The following is a 16,210-nucleotide window of genomic DNA, read 5'->3' as shown; positions in this document are numbered from 1 at the left end:
GGCGACGCCACACCCGAGCGTATGCTTCAGGCAGAGTTCGAGGTGTGTACCGACTGCGGGAACCTGCACATGGAAGGCGGATCGGCACCCGAACACGTCGGCGAGTGTGCGGTCTGTGGGGGCCGTCTCGACGACGTGGAACTGGACGACCTCGTCGGGCTGTGATCGCGCCCGACCCACTGACTCCCGGTCGTCGCCGTTGAAGTACCTGGCGCGCGAAGGCTGGCTGTGACCGGAACTCGCGTCGCCGTCGCCGGAACCTTCGGTCCGCTCCACGACGGCCACCGGAACCTCCTGCGGACGGCGCTGAAGTACGGGGACGAGGGGTTGATCGTCGGCCTGACCAGCGACGCGTTCGCGCAGGCGTCGCGGACGCGTGCGGTCCCGCCGTTCGAACGGCGACGGGCCGCGCTGGAGGCCGCAATCGCGGATCTCGACGAGTGGGGCCGCGACGTGGAAATACGAAAGCTGACCGACGAACACGGCATCGTCAGCGACGAGCCGGAGATCGACGCGCTGGTCGTCTCACCCGAGACGGCCCCGGAACTGGCGGCGATCAACGACGGCCGGCGCGAGAGGGGGTTCGAGCCCATCGAGGGAATCGTCGCGCCCTACGTCCTCGCCGCGGACGGCGAGCGCATCTCCTCGACGCGCATCGTCCGTGGCGAAATCGACGAACACGGCCACGTCCGGGACTGACTACTCCGCCCCGTCGGTGGGGCGGATCGTCATGACGGGGGCCGGGGAGGTCCGGACGACGCGCTCGGCGACGCTGCCGAGCAGAACGCGCTGGAGGCCCTGCCGTCCGTGCGTTCCCATCACGACCAGGTCGATCCCCTCGTCCTCGACGTAGTCGACGATGGCCCGGTGGGGGACGCCGACGAGGATCGCTTCTTCGGTGTCGGGGACGGTGGCCTCCTCGGTCTCGCGTCCCTCGGCCCCGGCCAAGCTCACGATCTCGTCGATGTCGGCCTGTGCCTGTGTCCGTAGCGTCGACTTCAGGTCGCCCAGATCGGTGTCGGTCGGCGTGGTCAGGGCCACGTCGTCCACGTCGACCACTGCGAGGACGTGGATCGTCGCGTCGTAGCGCTCGGCCAGCCCGATAGCGTGTTCGGCCGCTGCCAGCGCACCGTCGCTCCCGTCGGTCGGCACCAGAATCGTGTCGTAGTCGCGGTCTCCCATGGGTTCGTTTCGAGGTTCTCGCCGTGCGGTAAAAAAGACGGTCGCCGTCTCTCAGTCGCTGGGAGTACCGTCCCGTCAGGTGCCCTCGACGTCGAACTCCTCGGGCGGGCGGCCGGCGGCGTCGAGGACTTCGTCGGAGACCATGATCGGGCAGTCCACCCGGAGACCGAGGGCGATGCCGTCGCTGGGGCGGGCGTCGAAGACCAGTTCCTTGCGCTCGCCGCCGTGGTACTGCTCGGCGTCGATCTTGGCGTAGAAGGTTCCGTCGGCGAGGTCGTCGATGCGCACCTTGTCGATAGCGCCACCGAACTCGGCGACCACCTCCACGAACAGGTCGTGTGTGAGCGGTCGGTCGAACGGCTCGCCCTCGATGGCCAGTTGCATCGACTGGGCCTGGTCACTGCTGACGAAGATCGGCAGGAGTTCGTCCCGCGCACGGAGGACGACGACCGGCGCGCCCGAGCCTTCGTCGCCGACGCCGACACCGACGCCCTCGACGGTGGCCTCGTTCATACCTACAGTACGACCGGTGGGTATGAAAAGATATCCCGCGCCCGGTGGCGCGGGTCACGTCGTCCCCGCCCTCCGTTCCCGACCACTGTCACCGGCCGTGAACGTCGGTCCGTATTCAAGCAAGTGTGACACGAACTAGCACACATCCCTCGTGGTGACCCCTACTCCCCCGTCCGACCGTTCGTCTACGAGTGCGTGGGCTGTCGGCTTCGCATGCAGGCGGACCGCCAGCCCCAGACCTGTCCGGAGTGTGGCTGTGTGATTGCCGATCTCAGCGTCCCGCGCGAGTGACGCGGGCGAGCTTTTTTACCCGTCTCGGCAGTGAATGCCTCCATGCAATCCATCGGAGCAGGAACGGTCGCCGTCTCGTTCGAGGACCACCGCGCCGACGTCCTGCTGGACCGGCCCGAGAAGCGCAACGCGATGGACCTGACGGTCCTCGACGACCTCCGGGCGGCCGTCGAGACCGTCGACGACCGCGAGGACGTGCGCGTGATGACGCTGCTCGGGAACGGTCCCGTCTTCTCGGCCGGGATGGATCTGGAGCTCATGGCCGAGGCCGACATGGACGGCCACCAGGAGATCTACGACGGCCTGCGGGGCGTCTTCGACGGTATCGCCGACCTGTCGGTGCCCACCGTCGTCGGCATCGAGAAAGCGGCCATCGCCGGGGCCTTCGAGTTGACCCTGCCCTTCGACTTCCGGATCATCGGTGCCGACGCCGCCTACGGCCTCAAGGAGACCAAACTCGGGATCTTCCCGTTCGGCGGCGGCACCCAGCGACTCCCCCGGCTGATCGGGCTCGCGAAAGCGAAGGAACTGGTGATGAAATCGGATACGATCGACCCCGAAGAGGCCGAGCGGCTCGGCCTGGTCAACGAGGTCGTCGAACCGGGGACGGTCGGCGAGGCGACCCGCGCGTACGCCGACGAACTCGCGACGCGGGCTCCGATGGGGATGACCCGCGCCAAGGAGTGCCTCAACAGCGCCTTCGACGTGACGCTGGCGGAGGGGCTGGACATGGAGTACGAACGGTCACGGGAGGTCTGGGACAGCCACGACCACCGCGAGGGGTTCGCGGCGATGCTGGAGGACCGAGAGCCCGAGTTCGAGGGGGAGTGAGTTAGAGGTCCTCGGGCTCCAGTCGCGCCAGCCGCATCGCGTTGCCGGTGATGGCGCTGGTCATCCCCACGTCGCCGATCAGGACGGCGTGGATGACGCCGACGAGGCCGAACGGAATCCCGAGTGCGAGGACGGCCTTCACGCCCAGCGAGCCCCAGATGTTCTGGCGGATGACACCGTTGGCCCGGCTGGCGAGTTTCGAGAGGTAGGGCAGTCGCGAGAGGTCGTCGCCCAGGAGTGCCACGTCGGCGGTCTCGATGGCCGTGTCCGAGCCGGCCGCGCCCATCGCGACGCCCACGTCGGCCGTGGCGAGGGCGGGCGCGTCGTTGATGCCGTCGCCGACCATCGCGACCTCGCCGTACTCGGCCTGCAGGGACTCGACGGCCGACACCTTGTCCGCGGGGAGCAGGCCGGCCCGGAAGTCGTCGACGCCGACCTCCTCGGCGACGGCACGGGCGGTCCCCTCGTTGTCGCCGGTGAGCATCACCGTCGTCAGTCCCTGCTCGCGCAGGGCCGCGACGGTGCGGGCCGCGTTCGGCCGGATCGTGTCGGAGACGGCGATCAGCCCCTCGACTTCTTCGTCCGTGCCGACGAGGATCACGGTCTTGCCCTCGGACTGGAGTCGCGGGATGGTGTCCTCGACGAGGTCGAGACAGCCCGCGCGCGCACACTGGTCGCGGGCGTCGGCGGGCAACTCGCCGGCGTCGGTCGTGAAGTGGACGTGGCCGAGGTCGAAGCCCAGGTCCTCGAACAGGGCGGGCTTGCCGGCGTAGTGGGTCGCGCCGCCCAGCTCCGCCCGGACGCCCTGCCCGGTCAGGCTCTCGAAGTCCGCGACCTCGCGGTCGCCGTCCGCGACGCCCTCGGCGCTGGCGTGGCCGACGATAGCCGCGGCGATGGGGTGTTCGCTCCGGGCTTCGAGGCCCCAGGCACAGCGGAGTACGCCGGCCTCGTCGTTCCCGTTGAGGGGAACGACATCGGTGACACCCAGATCGCCGGTCGTCAGCGTCCCCGTCTTGTCGACGGCGACGGCGTCGACCTCGCCCATTGCCTCGAGGTGGTCGCCGCCCTTCACGAGGACGCCGTTGCGGGCCGCGCTCGTTACGCCCGAGACCACCGTGACTGGCGTCGAGATGACGAAGGCACAGGGGCAGGCGATCACGAGGAACGTGATGCCGTTGACGAGCCACTCGATCCCGGGCCAGCCCAGCACCAGCGGCGGGATGGTCGCCGTGAGGATGGCGGCGGCGACCACGATTGGCGTGTAGTAACTGGCGAAGCGGTCGACGAACTGCTCGCGGTCGGTCTTGCGCTCCTGGGCTCCTTCTACGAGGTCGATCACCCGGGACAGCGTGGTGTCCTCGGCCCCGGCAGTCACCTCGAATTCGAGGTAGCCGCTCTCGTTGATCGACCCGGCGTACACCTCGTCGCCGACGGTCTTGTCGACGGGCACGCTCTCGCCGGTGATCGGGGCCTCGTTGACCGCACTCTCGCCCTCGATCACGTCGCCGTCCAGGGGCACCTTCTCGCCGGGTTCGACGACGACCGTCTCGCCCACCGCGACCTCGCCAGCGGGAACCTCCGTCAGTTCGCCGTCCCGGCGCACCAGCGCACGCTCGGGCGCGAGTTCCAGAAGCTCGGTCAGGGAGTTCCGCGCCCGGTCGACGGCGTGCCGTTCCAGCAACTCGGCGACGTTGAACAGGACTGCCAGCGAGGCCGCCTCGATCAGCAACCGCTCGGGCGTGAACAGCGACACCGCCGTCGCGCCGAGTATCGCGACAGTCATCAGGAAGTCGATGTCCAGGCTCAGGTTCCGCGCCGAGTAGTAGCCGCTCCGCACGATCACCTCGCCGCCGACCGCGACGGCCACCAGCAAGAGTCCGTCGGCGGCGAACAGCGGATGGCCGAAGGGACGGGCGACCGCCACGTCCAGCCCCAGCGGCAGGAACCGGAGCAGAAGGCCAGCCAGCAACAACACGCCGCTGGCGGCGGTCTTCCTGGCTCGCGTCGTCTGCCAGACCGGTTCCGCAGCCGCGGGTACCGCACGCTCCGAACCGGCCTCGGACGCGTTGGTCACCTCGTAGCCGGCCGCTTCGACTGCCTCGACGGCCGCCTCCCGGCCCTCGCTCGACGCCGCCGTCAGCGTGACCACGCCCGTCGCCGGGCTGAACTCCGTCCCGGTCACGCCGTCGACGCCGTCGAGCGCGTTCTCGACTTTCCCGGCACACGACGGACAGTCCATCTCCGGCACTTCCAGCCGGAGCCGAACCCCGTCGCCCGCGTCCCGGTCGCCGTCCACTGTGCCGTCGGTCATTACGAAAACGTAGCCACACTGGACTTATTAATGGCGCTGTTACTACCCCGTCCCGTACTGCCTTTCCTTAATAACCGAAGTCGATACGATTAACAAACTGGGGGGTCGGCTGGGGTAGACAACGCGGTGCTTTTTACCTCGAAAGCCGAACGTGTGGTATGGACGAACTGCTCTCCGACGACGAGGGAGGGGTCAGTCGCAAGCGGGCGGCACTCTGGATCTTGCCCTTTCTCGCGCTCGGGATTGCAGACGTAATCCTCCTCCTCGGATGGGGACTCGACGGACTCTGGGGCTTCATGATCCTGCCCCCGATCCTGTTCATCTGCGTCCTCGCCTACATCGCCTTCCGGACCGGGTTCGCGGCGGATCGGACTGGTGATGTGAACGGCGATGTCGAGCGAACGAAGTGAGCGAGACAGCGAAGCGAAACGGCGACGAGAGGAGCCGTGAAGCAGGGCGAGGCCGAACAGAGTGAGGCCTCGGAACGAGCGAGCGGGGAGGCGGAGCCGACCCGCGGGCAGGGCGATGTCGAGCGAACGAAGTGAGCGTCCTCAGCGGACCCGGGGCACCATCTCGACGGGCTCGGTCGGTGAGGCCGTCACGCCGGAGGTGAGGTCAAGCGGCCCGCCGTCGCCGACCAGTTCGAGTCGAAAGTTCCTGGCCAGCGTCGCGAGGATGAGCTGGGCCTCCAGTTTCGCGAAGCGCATCCCGATACAGCGCCGCGGCCCGCCGCCGAACGGGAAGTAGGCGTAGTCCGGGCGGTCACGGTCCGCGGCCCACCGCTCGGGTCGGAACTCCAGCGGGTCGTCGTACCACCGCGCGTCCCGGTGGACGATCCACTGGGGCATCGTGAGGATCGCCCCCTGCTCGACGTTCCGACCGCGTAACTGCACGTCCTCGCTGGCCTCGCGGACGACCCGGTGGACCGGCGGGTAGTACCGCATCGCCTCGGTCACGACCTGCTCGGTATACGAGAGGTTTCCGAGATCGGCCATCGTCGGCACCCCATCACCCAGCACGTCGTCGATTTCCGCGTGCAGTCGCTCCCGCACGTCCGGATTCTCCGCCAGCAGATACCAGGTGTAGGTCAGCGCCAGTGAGGTGGTCTCGTGGCCAGCCAGCAGGAACGTGACGAGCTGGTCCCGGAGCGTCCCCCGGCTAATCTCCCCCTCGTCGTGAGCCACCAGCAGCGTCGAGAGCAGGTCGTCGCGCCCCTCGGCGTCGCCCCGACGCCGCTCGATCAGGTCCGCGATCACGCCGTCGATGGCGTCGACGCCGCGCTGGGCCCGGCGATCCCACGGCGTCGGCACCCACTCCGGGAGCAGGGCCGTCGCCGCCGGGGCCTCGGCCTGGGCCCCGATATCCCCCATCGCGTCGGCGATGGTCTCGACGTGGTCGCCGATGTCGGTCCCGAACAGCGACCGCGCGAGGATCTGGACGGTGATGCGGCGCATCTCCTCGTCGACCGCGACCTGCCGCCCGTCCCACCACCGCCTGCCGGCCCCCTGGGCGCAGTCGGTCATAATCTCGACGTAGGAGTCGATCTTCTCCGGCCCGAACGTCGGCTGGATGCGCTGGCGCTGCTCGCGCCACCGCTCGCCCTCGCTGGTCAGCAACCCCTCGCCGAGGACCCCGCTCAACTGCTCGCGCTGGAAAGCCCCCTTCTCGAACTTCCGGTGTTCCGTCGAGAGAATCCGCTCGATATCGTCGGGATGCGTGACGAGGTAAAAGGTCATTCCGCCAACCTCGTAGGGCACCACGTCCCCCAACTCCGCACACCGCTCGTAGAACGCGAACGGATCGCGCGCGAACTGGAAGGTGTTCCCGACGACCGGCCAGCCGTCCGGCCCCTCCGGGCCGCCCGCATCTGTCTCTGCCATGCTCTCACATACACTCGCCGCCTCTTGATTACACCGCCTTCCTTCGTGGGTTTTTGAAAAGCGGTGACGCGAATGGCTCGCCGGAGAACGCCGACAGTACCGACTCGCGGCGCTCGTCGGGTTGTGTCGGCAGAAGCGCCGAGGCGGAGATTTGAACTCGCCGAGACGTTCCGGGCGTGCGCCCTCGCTTCGCTCGGCCGGTCCGGGGCTGCGACTCGTCTGCTCAAATCTCCTGCGGGTCATTCGCGGCGCTGACGGTTCGCTTCGCTCACCGTATTGCGCCGCGAATATGACGCCGAGGAGGAGATTTGAACCACGCGAACACGGTCTCTCCCTCCGGTCGAGCGTGCGTGTTCTCTCATTCAAATCTCCGTACAGCGTCTCCACTCGCCGTGTTGGCTCGTGGAGAACGCCGAGGAGGAGATTTGAACCACGCGCAGACGGTCCTGCTAACTCGCTTCGCTCGTTGCGCGGGTTGCGACTGCTCTACTTCAAATCTCCAGTTGCGTTCCGGCTTCGGTGATGCGAGCGACCGCTCTGCGGTCGCTCGCGGATAGCTCGCCGGAGAACGCCGAGGAGGAGATTTGAACCACGCGAACACGATCTCTCCCTTCGGTCGAGCGTGCGTGTTCTCTCATTCAAATCTCCGTACAGCGTCTCCACTCGCCGTGTTGGCTCGTGGAGAACGCCGAGGAGGAGATTTGAACCACAGTCGTTCCGCTTCGCTCCACTCCCTGATTCAAACTCCACTCGCCGCTCTGCCGACAGTACCGACTCGCGGCGCTCGTCGGGTTGTGTCGGCAGAAGCGCCGAGGAGGAGATTTGAACTCCTGAGTCCGTGAGGACAGTTGCTCTCGAAGCAACCGCCTTGGCCAGGCTAGGCTACCTCGGCTCACCCAAACGTTCCACCGGTTGGTCTTTATCCGTTTCGATTCGGAAGACGTAGCGACCTTTCAGCGACCCAACGGCTAAATGCAGAGACGTGGATGGACAGGACATGGAGATCCCCGATGCGAGTGCCGCCCTGGAATCGGTTCGCGAGGAGGTCGGGTCGGCCGTCGTCGCCGACGACGAGTTCCTCGAAACAGTCCTCCTCGGCATCGTCGCCCGCGGTCACGTCCTCATGGAAGACGTGCCCGGCACCGGCAAGACCCTCACCGCCCGCAGCGTCGCCACGGCGCTTGGCCTCTCTTTTTCCCGCGTCCAGTTCACGCCCGACCTCCTCCCCTCGGACGTGACCGGCACGAACGTGTACAACGAGCGCGACCGGACCTTCGAGTTCGCCGACGGCCCGATTTTCGCCAACGTCGTGCTGGCCGACGAGATCAACCGTGCGCCACCGAAGACCCAGTCGGCGCTGCTAGAGGCCATGGAAGAAGGGCAGGTCACCGTCGACGGCGAGACCCACCAGCTCCCCAAGCCGTTCTTCGTCATGGCGACCCAGAACCCCGTCGAGATGGAGGGAACCTTCGAGTTGCCCGAAGCGCAGGTCGACCGCTTCGCCGTCAAGACCGCCATCGGCTACCCCGACGAGGACGGCGAAGTGGAACTGCTGAAGCGCCGCCGCGGCCGGGACGCGCTCAGTCCGACCGTCGAGTCCGTGCTGGCCCCCGGTGACGTGGAGGCCGTCCGGCAAGCGCCCGAGGCCGTCCGCGTCGAGGACGACCTGCTCGACTACATGGCGGCCATCGCCCGCGCGACCCGTGAGGACCGCCGCGTCGAAGTCGGCGTCTCACCCCGCGGGACTCAGCGGTTGTTCGAGACCGCCCGCGCCCGCGCCGTGATCGAGGGCCGCGAGTTCGTCACGCCCGACGACGTGAAGTGGGTCGCCCAACCGACGCTCGCCCACCGGCTGGTCCTCACGCCCGACGCGCGCGTCGACGACGTGCAGACGGCGCGCATCGTCCGGGAGATTCTCGACGAGATTCCGGTGCCGACAGTTTAGGGGTCGGCCCGCTCGCCGTCGAAGTCGAGGTCCCCTTCGACGGCCAGCTTGTGAAGGTGAGCGCGCACGGTCGCACGCGCGAGGTCGCGAACGCCCGTGAGGTCCTTGTCGTAGGCCTCGTCGAGGATCTCGTCGACGGTCCGGGCACCCTCGGCCACAGCGCGACGGACCGTCCGCTCGCGGTCGAGCCGGTGGTCGATCAGTCTGGCGAGCGTCGCGTCGGGGTCCTCGATCACGGGACCGTGGCCCGGATAGATCAACTCGAAGCCGCGGGCGCGAAGCCGGCGGAGACTCGTCAGGTACGCCCGTATGTCGCCGTCCGGTGGGCCGATGACGACGCTGCCGACCGCGACCGCGAGGTCGCCGACGACCGCGCCCCGATCCCACGTGAACGCGACGTGTTCCTGTGCGTGACCGGGCGTGTCGACGATCTCGACGTGGCCGTCGCCCGTCGCGATGCGGTCGCTCGGCCGAAACGTCCGGTCGGGCGCGACGCCGGTAGCGCGCTCGAAGGCGTCGACGCGGCCGGCGCGTGCCCACAGGGTCGCGGCGCAGGCGTCGGCGTACTCCGCGACTGCGCCGACGTGGTCGGGGTGGTGGTGTGTCACCGCGACGTGGTCCACGCTGGTCGCGTCGACGGCGTCGTCGAGGTCGTCCGTCCGGGCAGCCGGATCGATAAGGACGGCGCTGTCGCTGCCGAGGATATACGCGTTCGTCGCACCGCCGGGGCCGCGCGTGGCGGTGTCGACGGGGACCCGGGAAACGTCCATACCCCACCCCTGAGGTACGCCGGGTAAAAGAGCCTGCGGTCAGTGACTCAGGTAGTAGACCTGCTTGCGTGCGTCGTGGAAGCTGTACCGTGACCCCACGAGATCGGACTCCTCCAGGCGGTTCAGCGCGTAGCGTACGGTTCTGTCGGGCAGCAGCGACTCCTCGGCGAGCTGCCCCTGCGAGAGGGGCGCGTCACCCTCCAGCACCTTCGCGACGAGCTTGGCGCTGGGCGGGAGTTCGCGCAACCGCTCGCGGAAATCCGGGTCTGCAAGTGGGCTCTCTTCACTGTTCTCGGTATGGGTACTTTCGTCCGGCGTCGTACTCATACCTGCACGTGGCCGAACACGACGGGTAAAACTTGGCTATATGTATGACAAAACAATAGGAACAAATAAGTGCGTATTATGCAACCTTATACAAAGTCTGCCGACACAAATTGCCGGAACCGATACCGTATCTTCGTCTATCGGTTCCAGTCGTCAGATTCCTATTCTGGGGCAGAAGTATTCGAATAGGTATCATTGGGCGGTTTTCGGCGCCGTCGAGCGATGTGTTTCAGTATCGTTTTATGGACTGCGAGTTGCATTCAGGCACAAACCGTGAAGGGACAGGAGTGGTATCAGGAAGACGACATCGCCGAGGAGTACGAGGAAAAGCGGTTCTCTCGGGGGGGACGGCTCATCGATCGGCGGGAGAAACAGGCCGTGCTGGACGCCATCGGCCCGGTCGAGGACAGGGACGTGCTGGAGATCGCCTGCGGGACCGGCCGGTTCACGGTCATGCTGGCCGAGCGCGGGGCCAACGTCGTCGGCCTCGACATCTCGGGGCCGATGCTCCAGCAGGGCCGTGAGAAGGCCAAACGGGCAGGCGTCGCGGAGAACATGGACCTGATGCGGGGCGACGCCGGACGGCTTCCGTTCCCCGACGACAGTTTCGACTCGGTGATCGCGATGCGATTCTTCCATCTGGCCGACCAGCCCGCATCCTTCCTGAGCGAGATGCGGCGGGTCTCGCGCAACCAGGTCTTTTTCGATACGTTCAACCGCTTCACCACGCGCTCGCTGTACAACTGGGCGCTCCCGATGGGGTCGCGGCTCTACTCGCGCTGGGAGGTGTCCCGGTTGCTCGACAGCGCCGGGCTCCACCTCGTGGACGACGATCACGACTTCGCGTTCCCGTACGGGCTCTACCGTGAGATACCCAACGAGCTGGCCAGCGTGTTCCGGGACATCGACACCACGCTGATCAGTTCGCCGCTGGGCAAGCGTCTGGCGTCGGTCTCGTACTGGCACACCCGGGTCCCCTGACGGCGCGAGTTTTTAGGGGTCCGGCGGAGAATGGAGAGTATGGATCTCTCGGTGGTCGTCCCGACACTCAACGGACGCGAGCGGCTGGCGGGCTGTTTAGACGCCCTCGCCGAGCACGCGTCCGACGCCGAGGTCGTCGTCGTCAACGGCCCGTCCTCCGATGGGACGACGGGGATGGTTCGGGAGCGCGACGACGTGGACCTGCTGGTCGAGATCGCCGACCGCCGGCTCAACGTGGCGCGCAACGCCGGCCTCGACCGGGCCAGCGGCGGTGTCGTCGCCTTCGTCAACCACGAACTCGCCGTCGAACCCGACTGGCAGTCGGCCCTGGAAGCCGGCATCGAGACCGCCGACGTGGTCACCGGCCCGACCCACCAGGAACTCAAGGCTGGTATGACGACCGAGAGCGTCGAGTCCACGAGCATCAAGAGCCGGACGGTCACGTACTTCAACGGCGACAACACCGCCTTCACCCGGACGGCACTGGACGCCATCGACGGGTTCGACGAGTACCTCCGCACCGGCGGCGCGCGCGACGTGGCCCACCGCCTGGCCGGACGGGACTACGAGGTGACCTGGCGTGGGGACATGTCCGTCCGGGGCGAGTACGGCACCGACGGCGGCGTGACCGACACGGACTGGCGCTGGAAGTACCGCTCGCTGGCCTACCGGCTGGCGAAGAACTACGGCCTCCGGCCGACCGTCGTCCGCCGCCTCGTCGGCCACGCCGTCCGCGACGCGGGCGGTGGGCTCCGGGCTGTCGCCGGTGGTTCCATCGAACCCTCACAGTGGTTCGGCAACGGCCGAGACGTACTCGCGGGACTCGCGGTCGGCCTCAAAGACGGCGTCCAGGCGCGCTGGCGGGACCGGACGCCCGCGCGCAACCCCAACGGCCGGGCCGACCGCACCGACCGCGCCGTCTCGGTCTACGACTGGCGCTGACCGCGGGCCAGCAGGTAGACCTCGATGCTCTCGTACTCCCGGTGACGAACCACCTGCCGCCCCTTGCTCGCCACGTCGAGCATCCGCTGCCGTTCGCCCGGCAGGAACCAGAGGTGTGTCAGGACGAGCCACACCCGGCCGTGGCCGGCGGTCACGTTCCGGAGCGTCGCGTTCGGCGTGACGTAGCTCCCGTTCGACCCCCACCCGGCTTGAATCGGTCGAACAGTGATGTCACTTCGCGTCCGGTAGTACTCGAACGCCGACAGCCCCGCCCGGTCGATCACGAGGACCAGATCGTCCGACTCCGCCGCCGCTTCGAGGGCCGGAACGGCCTCGTCCCACTGTTCCTTCTGATCGGTCGTGTGGTAGTGAACGGTCGCCGGCAGAATAGAGACGACCAGCAGGCCGGCCAGTGCGTAGCCGACGTGGCGGCGTTCGAGGCCGAGGCCGAATCGGTCACGGTCGAGGCTCGTCAACCCGCGGGCCGCGAGCAGGGCCCACGCCGGGGCGGCGGTGATGGTGTACCGATCCCAGAACAGCGGCGTCACCAGGTACGAGACCGCGACCAGTCCGACTATCGGCACGAGCGCCCAGACCAGCAGGAGGCGACGTTCGCGCCCGAGCGGCCGTGATCGAAGCGCGAGGGCGACGCCGACGGTGACGAGCAGTCCGACGACGAGCTCGGCCGCTCCGCTCGCGGTCGTAAAGTACTCGACGACGGTGCCGGCGACCCGTTCGAGGCCCGGCGGCGAGATGAAGTTGAAGCCGGCGACGGCCGACTCGAGTTTCAGGAGGCCGACAACCAGAATCGGTGCCAGAAGCGCCCAGCAGGCGGCCTGGGTCCGTTCGCGTGTCGTCGGTCCGTCGAGTGCGCTGCCGTCACCGGCCAGCAGACGGTCGATCACGAGGACGACCCCCTGAGTGACGACGACGAGCAGGCCGAACGGGTGGACCGCGGCGGTCGAAAGCGTCGCGACGACGTAGCTCGCGGCCAGGCGACGGGTCGGGCGGCGTCGGAGCCAGAGGAAGGCGAGGAAAGAGAGCAGTGTCAACAGCGTCCACAGACTGTACATCCGCGTCTCCTGGGCGTAGTAGAGCTGGAACGGAGCGACGGCGAACACGAGCGTCGCGACCAGCCCCGTTTTCGGATCGAACAGCTCACGGCCTAGCAGGTACAGCAGGGGCAGGGTGAGGATGCCAAAGACCGCGGACGGGAAGCGGACGGCGGTCGCGCTCGTGCCGACGAGTTCGGTCCAGACGTCCAGGAGCACGTAGTACGGCGGGAGGTGGGGTTGCTCGCTCGGGATGACCCACAGGAGTTCGAGGGGGCCGTGGTTCTCGACGAACCGGAGGGTGATCGCCTCGTCGACCCAGATGCTCTCGACCCCGAGGCCGTACAGCCGCAGGGCGGCTCCGAGGAGAACGACCCCAGCCAGGGCTAGCACGTAGCGGTTCCGCCAGTCGATACTCCCACCCACAGTCCCACTCTCTGCCGGTGTCGGTCATAAAGACTACGAGACGTACGGAGCGCTATATAGCTCAGTCCCCGCCCGAGGGGGACAGCTCCGGGATCACGCGCGAGGGGTTCTTCGAGAACACCTTCACCATCGCGTCCTCGGGCACGTCCAGTGTCAGGATCTCCATGACGCCCACGTCCGGGTGGGTGGCCGGCGCGCCGCTGCCGAAGCAGATCCGGTCGGGGTGTTCCATGATCGCCCGTTCCAGCGGCGTGCGAAAGCGGGCGAAACTCGTGTCGAGATAGCAGGATTCCCACCGGTCGAGCAGCGCGATGCCGTCCGCGATCAACTCCCGGTCGAGCGGGTAGCCGCCGAAGTGCTCGACGATCACGGGGAACTCGTATTCCAGCAGGTGGTCGGCGACGGCCCGGGGCGGGAACTCTCGGCCGGCGTGGACCAGCACCGGGAGACTCACGTCGGCGAGTTGTGCCAGCACCTCCTCGTCGGGGAGGCCGTCGGCCGCGGGGTGGAGCTTGAACCCGGCGAAGCGGTCGTCGTAGGCGTACTGTTCCACGTCCTCGGGTGAGGTGTGGTGCTCCTCGCGCGAACTGGCGAGGTTTCGCAGGCGCGCGCCCGGACTCGATCCGGCGTCGCGAGCGCCGTTGATCCGGGCGAGCGCGACGAACGAGCGCCCGACGCTCATCCGGGCCACCGCGTTGTTGACCTTGAGGTAGCTGCCGTCCCGGGGCCCCGGGAACACGACCGACCGGACGACCCCGGCCTGGTGCATCTCCCGCTCGATGGTCTCGGGATCGCCCGTGCGGGCGTCGGCTCGTCGCGACTCCTCGGGTTCCAGACGGACGTGAACGTCGACGACGCGGAACTCGTGTTCCAGCTCCAGCATCCACCGTGGTAACGAACGGCCCTGTAATAACGGTTGCCCGCCCGAGGTCGACTCCGTCGGCGGATCCGACTCTCCGCCTCCCAGACTGTGGTCGGTCCCGATATTCGCTCGCCGTCGCTCACTTTCTCCCGATAGTAACTTTTATATAGAACCGCTGACCACCTCATTATTGACTATGTCTCAACAGCGACGGATGGGCGGCCAGCCCATGTTCATTCTCAACGAGGATTCCCAGCGGACAGAAGGGGAAGACGCACAGACATCCAACATCGCCGCGGGGAAGGCCATCTCTGAGGCGGTACGGACGACCCTGGGCCCTCGCGGGATGGACAAGATGCTCGTCTCCGATTCCGGCGACGTGGTCATCACCAACGACGGGGCCACGATCCTCGACGAGATGGAGATCGAACACCCTGCGGCTCAGATGATCGTCGAGGTCGCCGAGACCCAGGAGGAGGAGGTTGGTGACGGGACGACGACCGCCTCCGTTCTCGCGGGCGAACTCCTCAAGCAGGCCGAGGATCTGCTCGACGACGACGTGCATCCGACGACCATCGTCGAGGGGTACCACGAGGCCGCACAGTTGGCCCAGGAATCCATCGACGCCGAGACGCTCGACGCCGACGTGGACGAGGAGACCCTGCTCTCGGTCGCCGAGTCCTCGATGACCGGCAAGGGCACCGGCGACGTGAACGCCGCCGGCCTGGCCGAGACGGTCGTCGAGGCCGTCCAGCACGTCGACACCGACGCCGGCGTCGTCCGCGACAACATCACCGTCCGGACCCAGACCGGTGCCTCCTCCTCCGCGACCGAACTCGTCGAGGGCGTCATCGTCGACGAGGAACCGGGCCACGAGAACATGCCCCGCTCCGTCGACGACGCGGCCATCGCCGTCCTCGACAACGACATCGACCTCAAGGAGTCGAGCATCGACGCCGAGTACAACATCACCGAGGTCGACCAGCTCGACCAGGCCATCGAGGCCGAGGAGACGGAGCTGCGCGGCTACGTCGACAAGATCGAGGACGTGGGCGCGAAGGTCGTGTTCGCCACCGGCGACATCGCCGACCGCGCGAAGGCCTTCCTCGCCAAGCGTGGCATCCTCGCCTTCGAGAGCGTCGGCGACGACGACGCCAAGTCCATCGCCTCCGCGACGGGCGGCTCGCGTGCCGGCTCCGTCGACGACCTCGAAGCCGACGACCTCGGCGAGGCCGACGAGGTCCGCGTCGAGAAGTTCGACGACGACGACGTGGCCTTCATCGAGGGCGGCGCGGCCGCCGACGCCGTCACCGTCTTCGCCCGCGGTGGCACCGACCACGTCACCGACGAACTCGAACGCGCGCTCACCGACGCGCTCGACGTCGTGACCGCCGCGCTCGATCAGGGCGGCGTCGTCCCCGGCGCCGGTGCCGCCGAGATCGCCATCGCGGCCCACATCCGCGACGAGGCAGCCAGCATCGAGGGCCGCAAACAGCTGGCCGTCGAGGCCTTCGCCGACGCCGTCGACGTGCTCCCGCGCACGCTGGCGGCCAACACCGGCATGGACCCGATCGACGCGCTGGTCGACCTCCGTTCGGAGTTCGACAGTGAGGGTCGCGCCGGCATCATCTCCGAGGGCCAGACGGGCATCATCGGCGACCCCGTCGAGTACGGCGTCCTCGACCCCGCTGCGGTCAAGGAGGAGGCCGTCGAGTCCGCGACCGAGGCCTCCACGATGATCGTCCGCATCGACGACGTCATCTCCGCCGAGTGATCGGGTGAGACGCTGCCGGACTACCGGCAACGGCGATCCCCCAGTCGGGGCCTGTCGCGCCGCCCCGCCCACCGGAACTGAACCACGTACTTTCTTTCGTCCCGATCGATCTCCGGCCTGTAC

Annotated in this window: 17 protein-coding genes and 1 tRNA gene; 9 read left to right on the top strand and 9 right to left on the bottom strand. The window is 67.7% G+C overall.

All coding sequences use genetic code 11. The annotated features are described in order from the left end of the window. Positions 1 to 21 precede the first annotated feature (21 nt). Together MU521_RS03420 and MU521_RS03415 are read left to right on the top strand one after the other, a co-directional pair. Entirely contained in the window at positions 22 to 165 is a 144-nt protein-coding gene (locus MU521_RS03420) for a hypothetical protein (RefSeq protein WP_175452801.1), read from the top strand. A gap of 63 nt (positions 166 to 228) precedes the next feature. Continuing rightward, the gene (locus tag MU521_RS03415; RefSeq protein WP_217630112.1) at positions 229 to 699 is read left to right on the top strand and encodes a phosphopantetheine adenylyltransferase; all 471 of its coding nucleotides are present in this window, start codon (positions 229 to 231) and stop codon (positions 697 to 699) included. On the opposite strand, the gene MU521_RS03410 is transcribed toward MU521_RS03415, so the two are convergent. Further along, the gene (locus tag MU521_RS03410; RefSeq protein WP_092689754.1) at positions 700 to 1,182 is read right to left on the bottom strand and encodes a universal stress protein; all 483 of its coding nucleotides are present in this window, start codon (positions 1,180 to 1,182) and stop codon (positions 700 to 702) included. Positions 1,183 to 1,257: 75 nt separating this feature from the next. After that, on the bottom strand, positions 1,258 to 1,695 hold the full coding sequence (locus MU521_RS03405; protein WP_092689751.1) for a bifunctional nuclease family protein: 438 nt from the start codon (positions 1,693 to 1,695) through the stop codon (positions 1,258 to 1,260). A gap of 144 nt (positions 1,696 to 1,839) precedes the next feature. Between MU521_RS03405 and MU521_RS21790 the strand changes: the two genes are divergently transcribed. Continuing rightward, complete coding sequence (locus MU521_RS21790; RefSeq protein ID WP_432613031.1) at positions 1,840 to 1,986, top strand: DUF7129 domain-containing putative zinc-binding protein; 147 nt, start codon at positions 1,840 to 1,842, stop codon at positions 1,984 to 1,986. Between the two features lie 42 nt (positions 1,987 to 2,028). Further along, entirely contained in the window at positions 2,029 to 2,817 is a 789-nt protein-coding gene (locus MU521_RS03400) for an enoyl-CoA hydratase/isomerase family protein (RefSeq protein ID WP_092689749.1), read from the top strand. A 1-nt stretch (position 2,818) separates the two neighbouring features. Here MU521_RS03400 and MU521_RS03395 read toward each other — a convergent pair whose 3' ends face one another. Further along, a complete protein-coding gene (locus MU521_RS03395) occupies positions 2,819 to 5,128 on the bottom strand; it encodes a heavy metal translocating P-type ATPase (protein WP_092689747.1) in 2,310 nt (769 codons plus the stop codon). 158 nt (positions 5,129 to 5,286) lie between these two features. Here MU521_RS03395 and MU521_RS03390 point away from each other — a divergent pair, with 158 nt between their 5' ends. Beyond that, positions 5,287 to 5,538 (top strand): DUF8142 family protein, encoded by a 252-nt coding sequence (locus tag MU521_RS03390; RefSeq protein WP_092689745.1) that lies wholly within the window; start codon positions 5,287 to 5,289, stop codon positions 5,536 to 5,538. A 141-nt stretch (positions 5,539 to 5,679) separates the two neighbouring features. Here the strand turns inward: MU521_RS03390 and MU521_RS03385 are convergent, their stop codons facing one another. Beyond that, complete coding sequence (locus MU521_RS03385; RefSeq protein ID WP_175452800.1) at positions 5,680 to 7,008, bottom strand: cytochrome P450; 1,329 nt, start codon at positions 7,006 to 7,008, stop codon at positions 5,680 to 5,682. Positions 7,009 to 7,815: 807 nt separating this feature from the next. Then, positions 7,816 to 7,900: transfer RNA gene (locus MU521_RS03380), tRNA-Ser, on the bottom strand. Between the two features lie 105 nt (positions 7,901 to 8,005). On the opposite strand from MU521_RS03380, the gene MU521_RS03375 reads away from it, so the two are divergent. Beyond that, positions 8,006 to 8,953, top strand: coding sequence for an AAA family ATPase (locus MU521_RS03375; RefSeq protein WP_092689740.1), 948 nt, complete (start codon positions 8,006 to 8,008; stop codon positions 8,951 to 8,953). Here MU521_RS03375 and MU521_RS03370 read toward each other — a convergent pair. Together MU521_RS03370 and MU521_RS03365 are read right to left on the bottom strand one after the other, a co-directional pair. Next, a complete protein-coding gene (locus tag MU521_RS03370; protein WP_092689738.1) occupies positions 8,950 to 9,723 on the bottom strand; it encodes an MBL fold metallo-hydrolase in 774 nt (257 codons plus the stop codon). The genes MU521_RS03375 and MU521_RS03370 overlap by 4 nt on opposite strands. 39 nt (positions 9,724 to 9,762) lie before the next feature. After that, positions 9,763 to 10,050, bottom strand: a complete 288-nt coding sequence (locus MU521_RS03365; RefSeq protein ID WP_092689735.1) for a MarR family transcriptional regulator — start codon at positions 10,048 to 10,050, stop codon at positions 9,763 to 9,765. 273 nt (positions 10,051 to 10,323) lie between these two features. Between MU521_RS03365 and MU521_RS03360 the strand changes: the two genes are divergently transcribed. Together MU521_RS03360 and MU521_RS03355 are read left to right on the top strand one after the other, a co-directional pair. After that, complete coding sequence (locus MU521_RS03360; RefSeq protein WP_092689734.1) at positions 10,324 to 11,031, top strand: class I SAM-dependent methyltransferase; 708 nt, start codon at positions 10,324 to 10,326, stop codon at positions 11,029 to 11,031. Between the two features lie 39 nt (positions 11,032 to 11,070). After that, entirely contained in the window at positions 11,071 to 11,973 is a 903-nt protein-coding gene (locus MU521_RS03355) for a glycosyltransferase family 2 protein (protein WP_092689731.1), read from the top strand. Here the strand turns inward: MU521_RS03355 and MU521_RS03350 are convergent. Beyond that, a complete protein-coding gene (locus tag MU521_RS03350) occupies positions 11,958 to 13,451 on the bottom strand; it encodes a glycosyltransferase family 39 protein (RefSeq protein ID WP_092689729.1) in 1,494 nt (497 codons plus the stop codon). The genes MU521_RS03355 and MU521_RS03350 overlap by 16 nt on opposite strands. 61 nt (positions 13,452 to 13,512) lie before the next feature. Then, entirely contained in the window at positions 13,513 to 14,334 is an 822-nt protein-coding gene (locus MU521_RS03345; protein ID WP_092689727.1) for an amidohydrolase family protein, read from the bottom strand. A 193-nt stretch (positions 14,335 to 14,527) separates the two neighbouring features. On the opposite strand from MU521_RS03345, the gene thsA reads away from it, so the two are divergent. Further along, complete coding sequence (gene thsA, locus MU521_RS03340; protein ID WP_250864789.1) at positions 14,528 to 16,087, top strand: thermosome subunit alpha; 1,560 nt, start codon at positions 14,528 to 14,530, stop codon at positions 16,085 to 16,087. Positions 16,088 to 16,210 lie beyond the last annotated feature (123 nt).

This window comes from Halorientalis regularis, from assembly GCF_023698535.1.
Classification (GTDB): domain Archaea; phylum Halobacteriota; class Halobacteria; order Halobacteriales; family Haloarculaceae; genus Halorientalis; species Halorientalis regularis.
The sequence above is the reverse complement of the archived record's forward strand: the minus strand, read 5'-3'. Positions and strand labels throughout refer to the sequence as shown.

Excerpts from the sequence above, each read along its gene's own strand:
- MU521_RS03420 (WP_175452801.1), top strand. The coding sequence starts at position 22 with ATGCTTCAGGCAGAGTTCGAGGTGTGTACCGACTGCGGGAACCTGCAC.
- MU521_RS03410 (WP_092689754.1), bottom strand. The coding sequence starts at position 1,182 with ATGGGAGACCGCGACTACGACACGATTCTGGTGCCGACCGACGGGAGC.
- MU521_RS03405 (WP_092689751.1), bottom strand. The coding sequence starts at position 1,695 with ATGAACGAGGCCACCGTCGAGGGCGTCGGTGTCGGCGTCGGCGACGAA.
- MU521_RS03400 (WP_092689749.1), top strand. The coding sequence starts at position 2,029 with ATGCAATCCATCGGAGCAGGAACGGTCGCCGTCTCGTTCGAGGACCAC.
- MU521_RS03395 (WP_092689747.1), bottom strand. The coding sequence starts at position 5,128 with ATGACCGACGGCACAGTGGACGGCGACCGGGACGCGGGCGACGGGGTT.
- MU521_RS03390 (WP_092689745.1), top strand. The coding sequence starts at position 5,287 with ATGGACGAACTGCTCTCCGACGACGAGGGAGGGGTCAGTCGCAAGCGG.
- MU521_RS03385 (WP_175452800.1), bottom strand. The coding sequence starts at position 7,008 with ATGGCAGAGACAGATGCGGGCGGCCCGGAGGGGCCGGACGGCTGGCCG.
- MU521_RS03375 (WP_092689740.1), top strand. The coding sequence starts at position 8,006 with ATGGAGATCCCCGATGCGAGTGCCGCCCTGGAATCGGTTCGCGAGGAG.
- MU521_RS03370 (WP_092689738.1), bottom strand. The coding sequence starts at position 9,723 with ATGGACGTTTCCCGGGTCCCCGTCGACACCGCCACGCGCGGCCCCGGC.
- MU521_RS03365 (WP_092689735.1), bottom strand. The coding sequence starts at position 10,050 with ATGAGTACGACGCCGGACGAAAGTACCCATACCGAGAACAGTGAAGAG.
- MU521_RS03355 (WP_092689731.1), top strand. The coding sequence starts at position 11,071 with ATGGATCTCTCGGTGGTCGTCCCGACACTCAACGGACGCGAGCGGCTG.
- MU521_RS03345 (WP_092689727.1), bottom strand. The coding sequence starts at position 14,334 with ATGCTGGAGCTGGAACACGAGTTCCGCGTCGTCGACGTTCACGTCCGT.
- thsA (WP_250864789.1), top strand. The coding sequence starts at position 14,528 with ATGGGCGGCCAGCCCATGTTCATTCTCAACGAGGATTCCCAGCGGACA.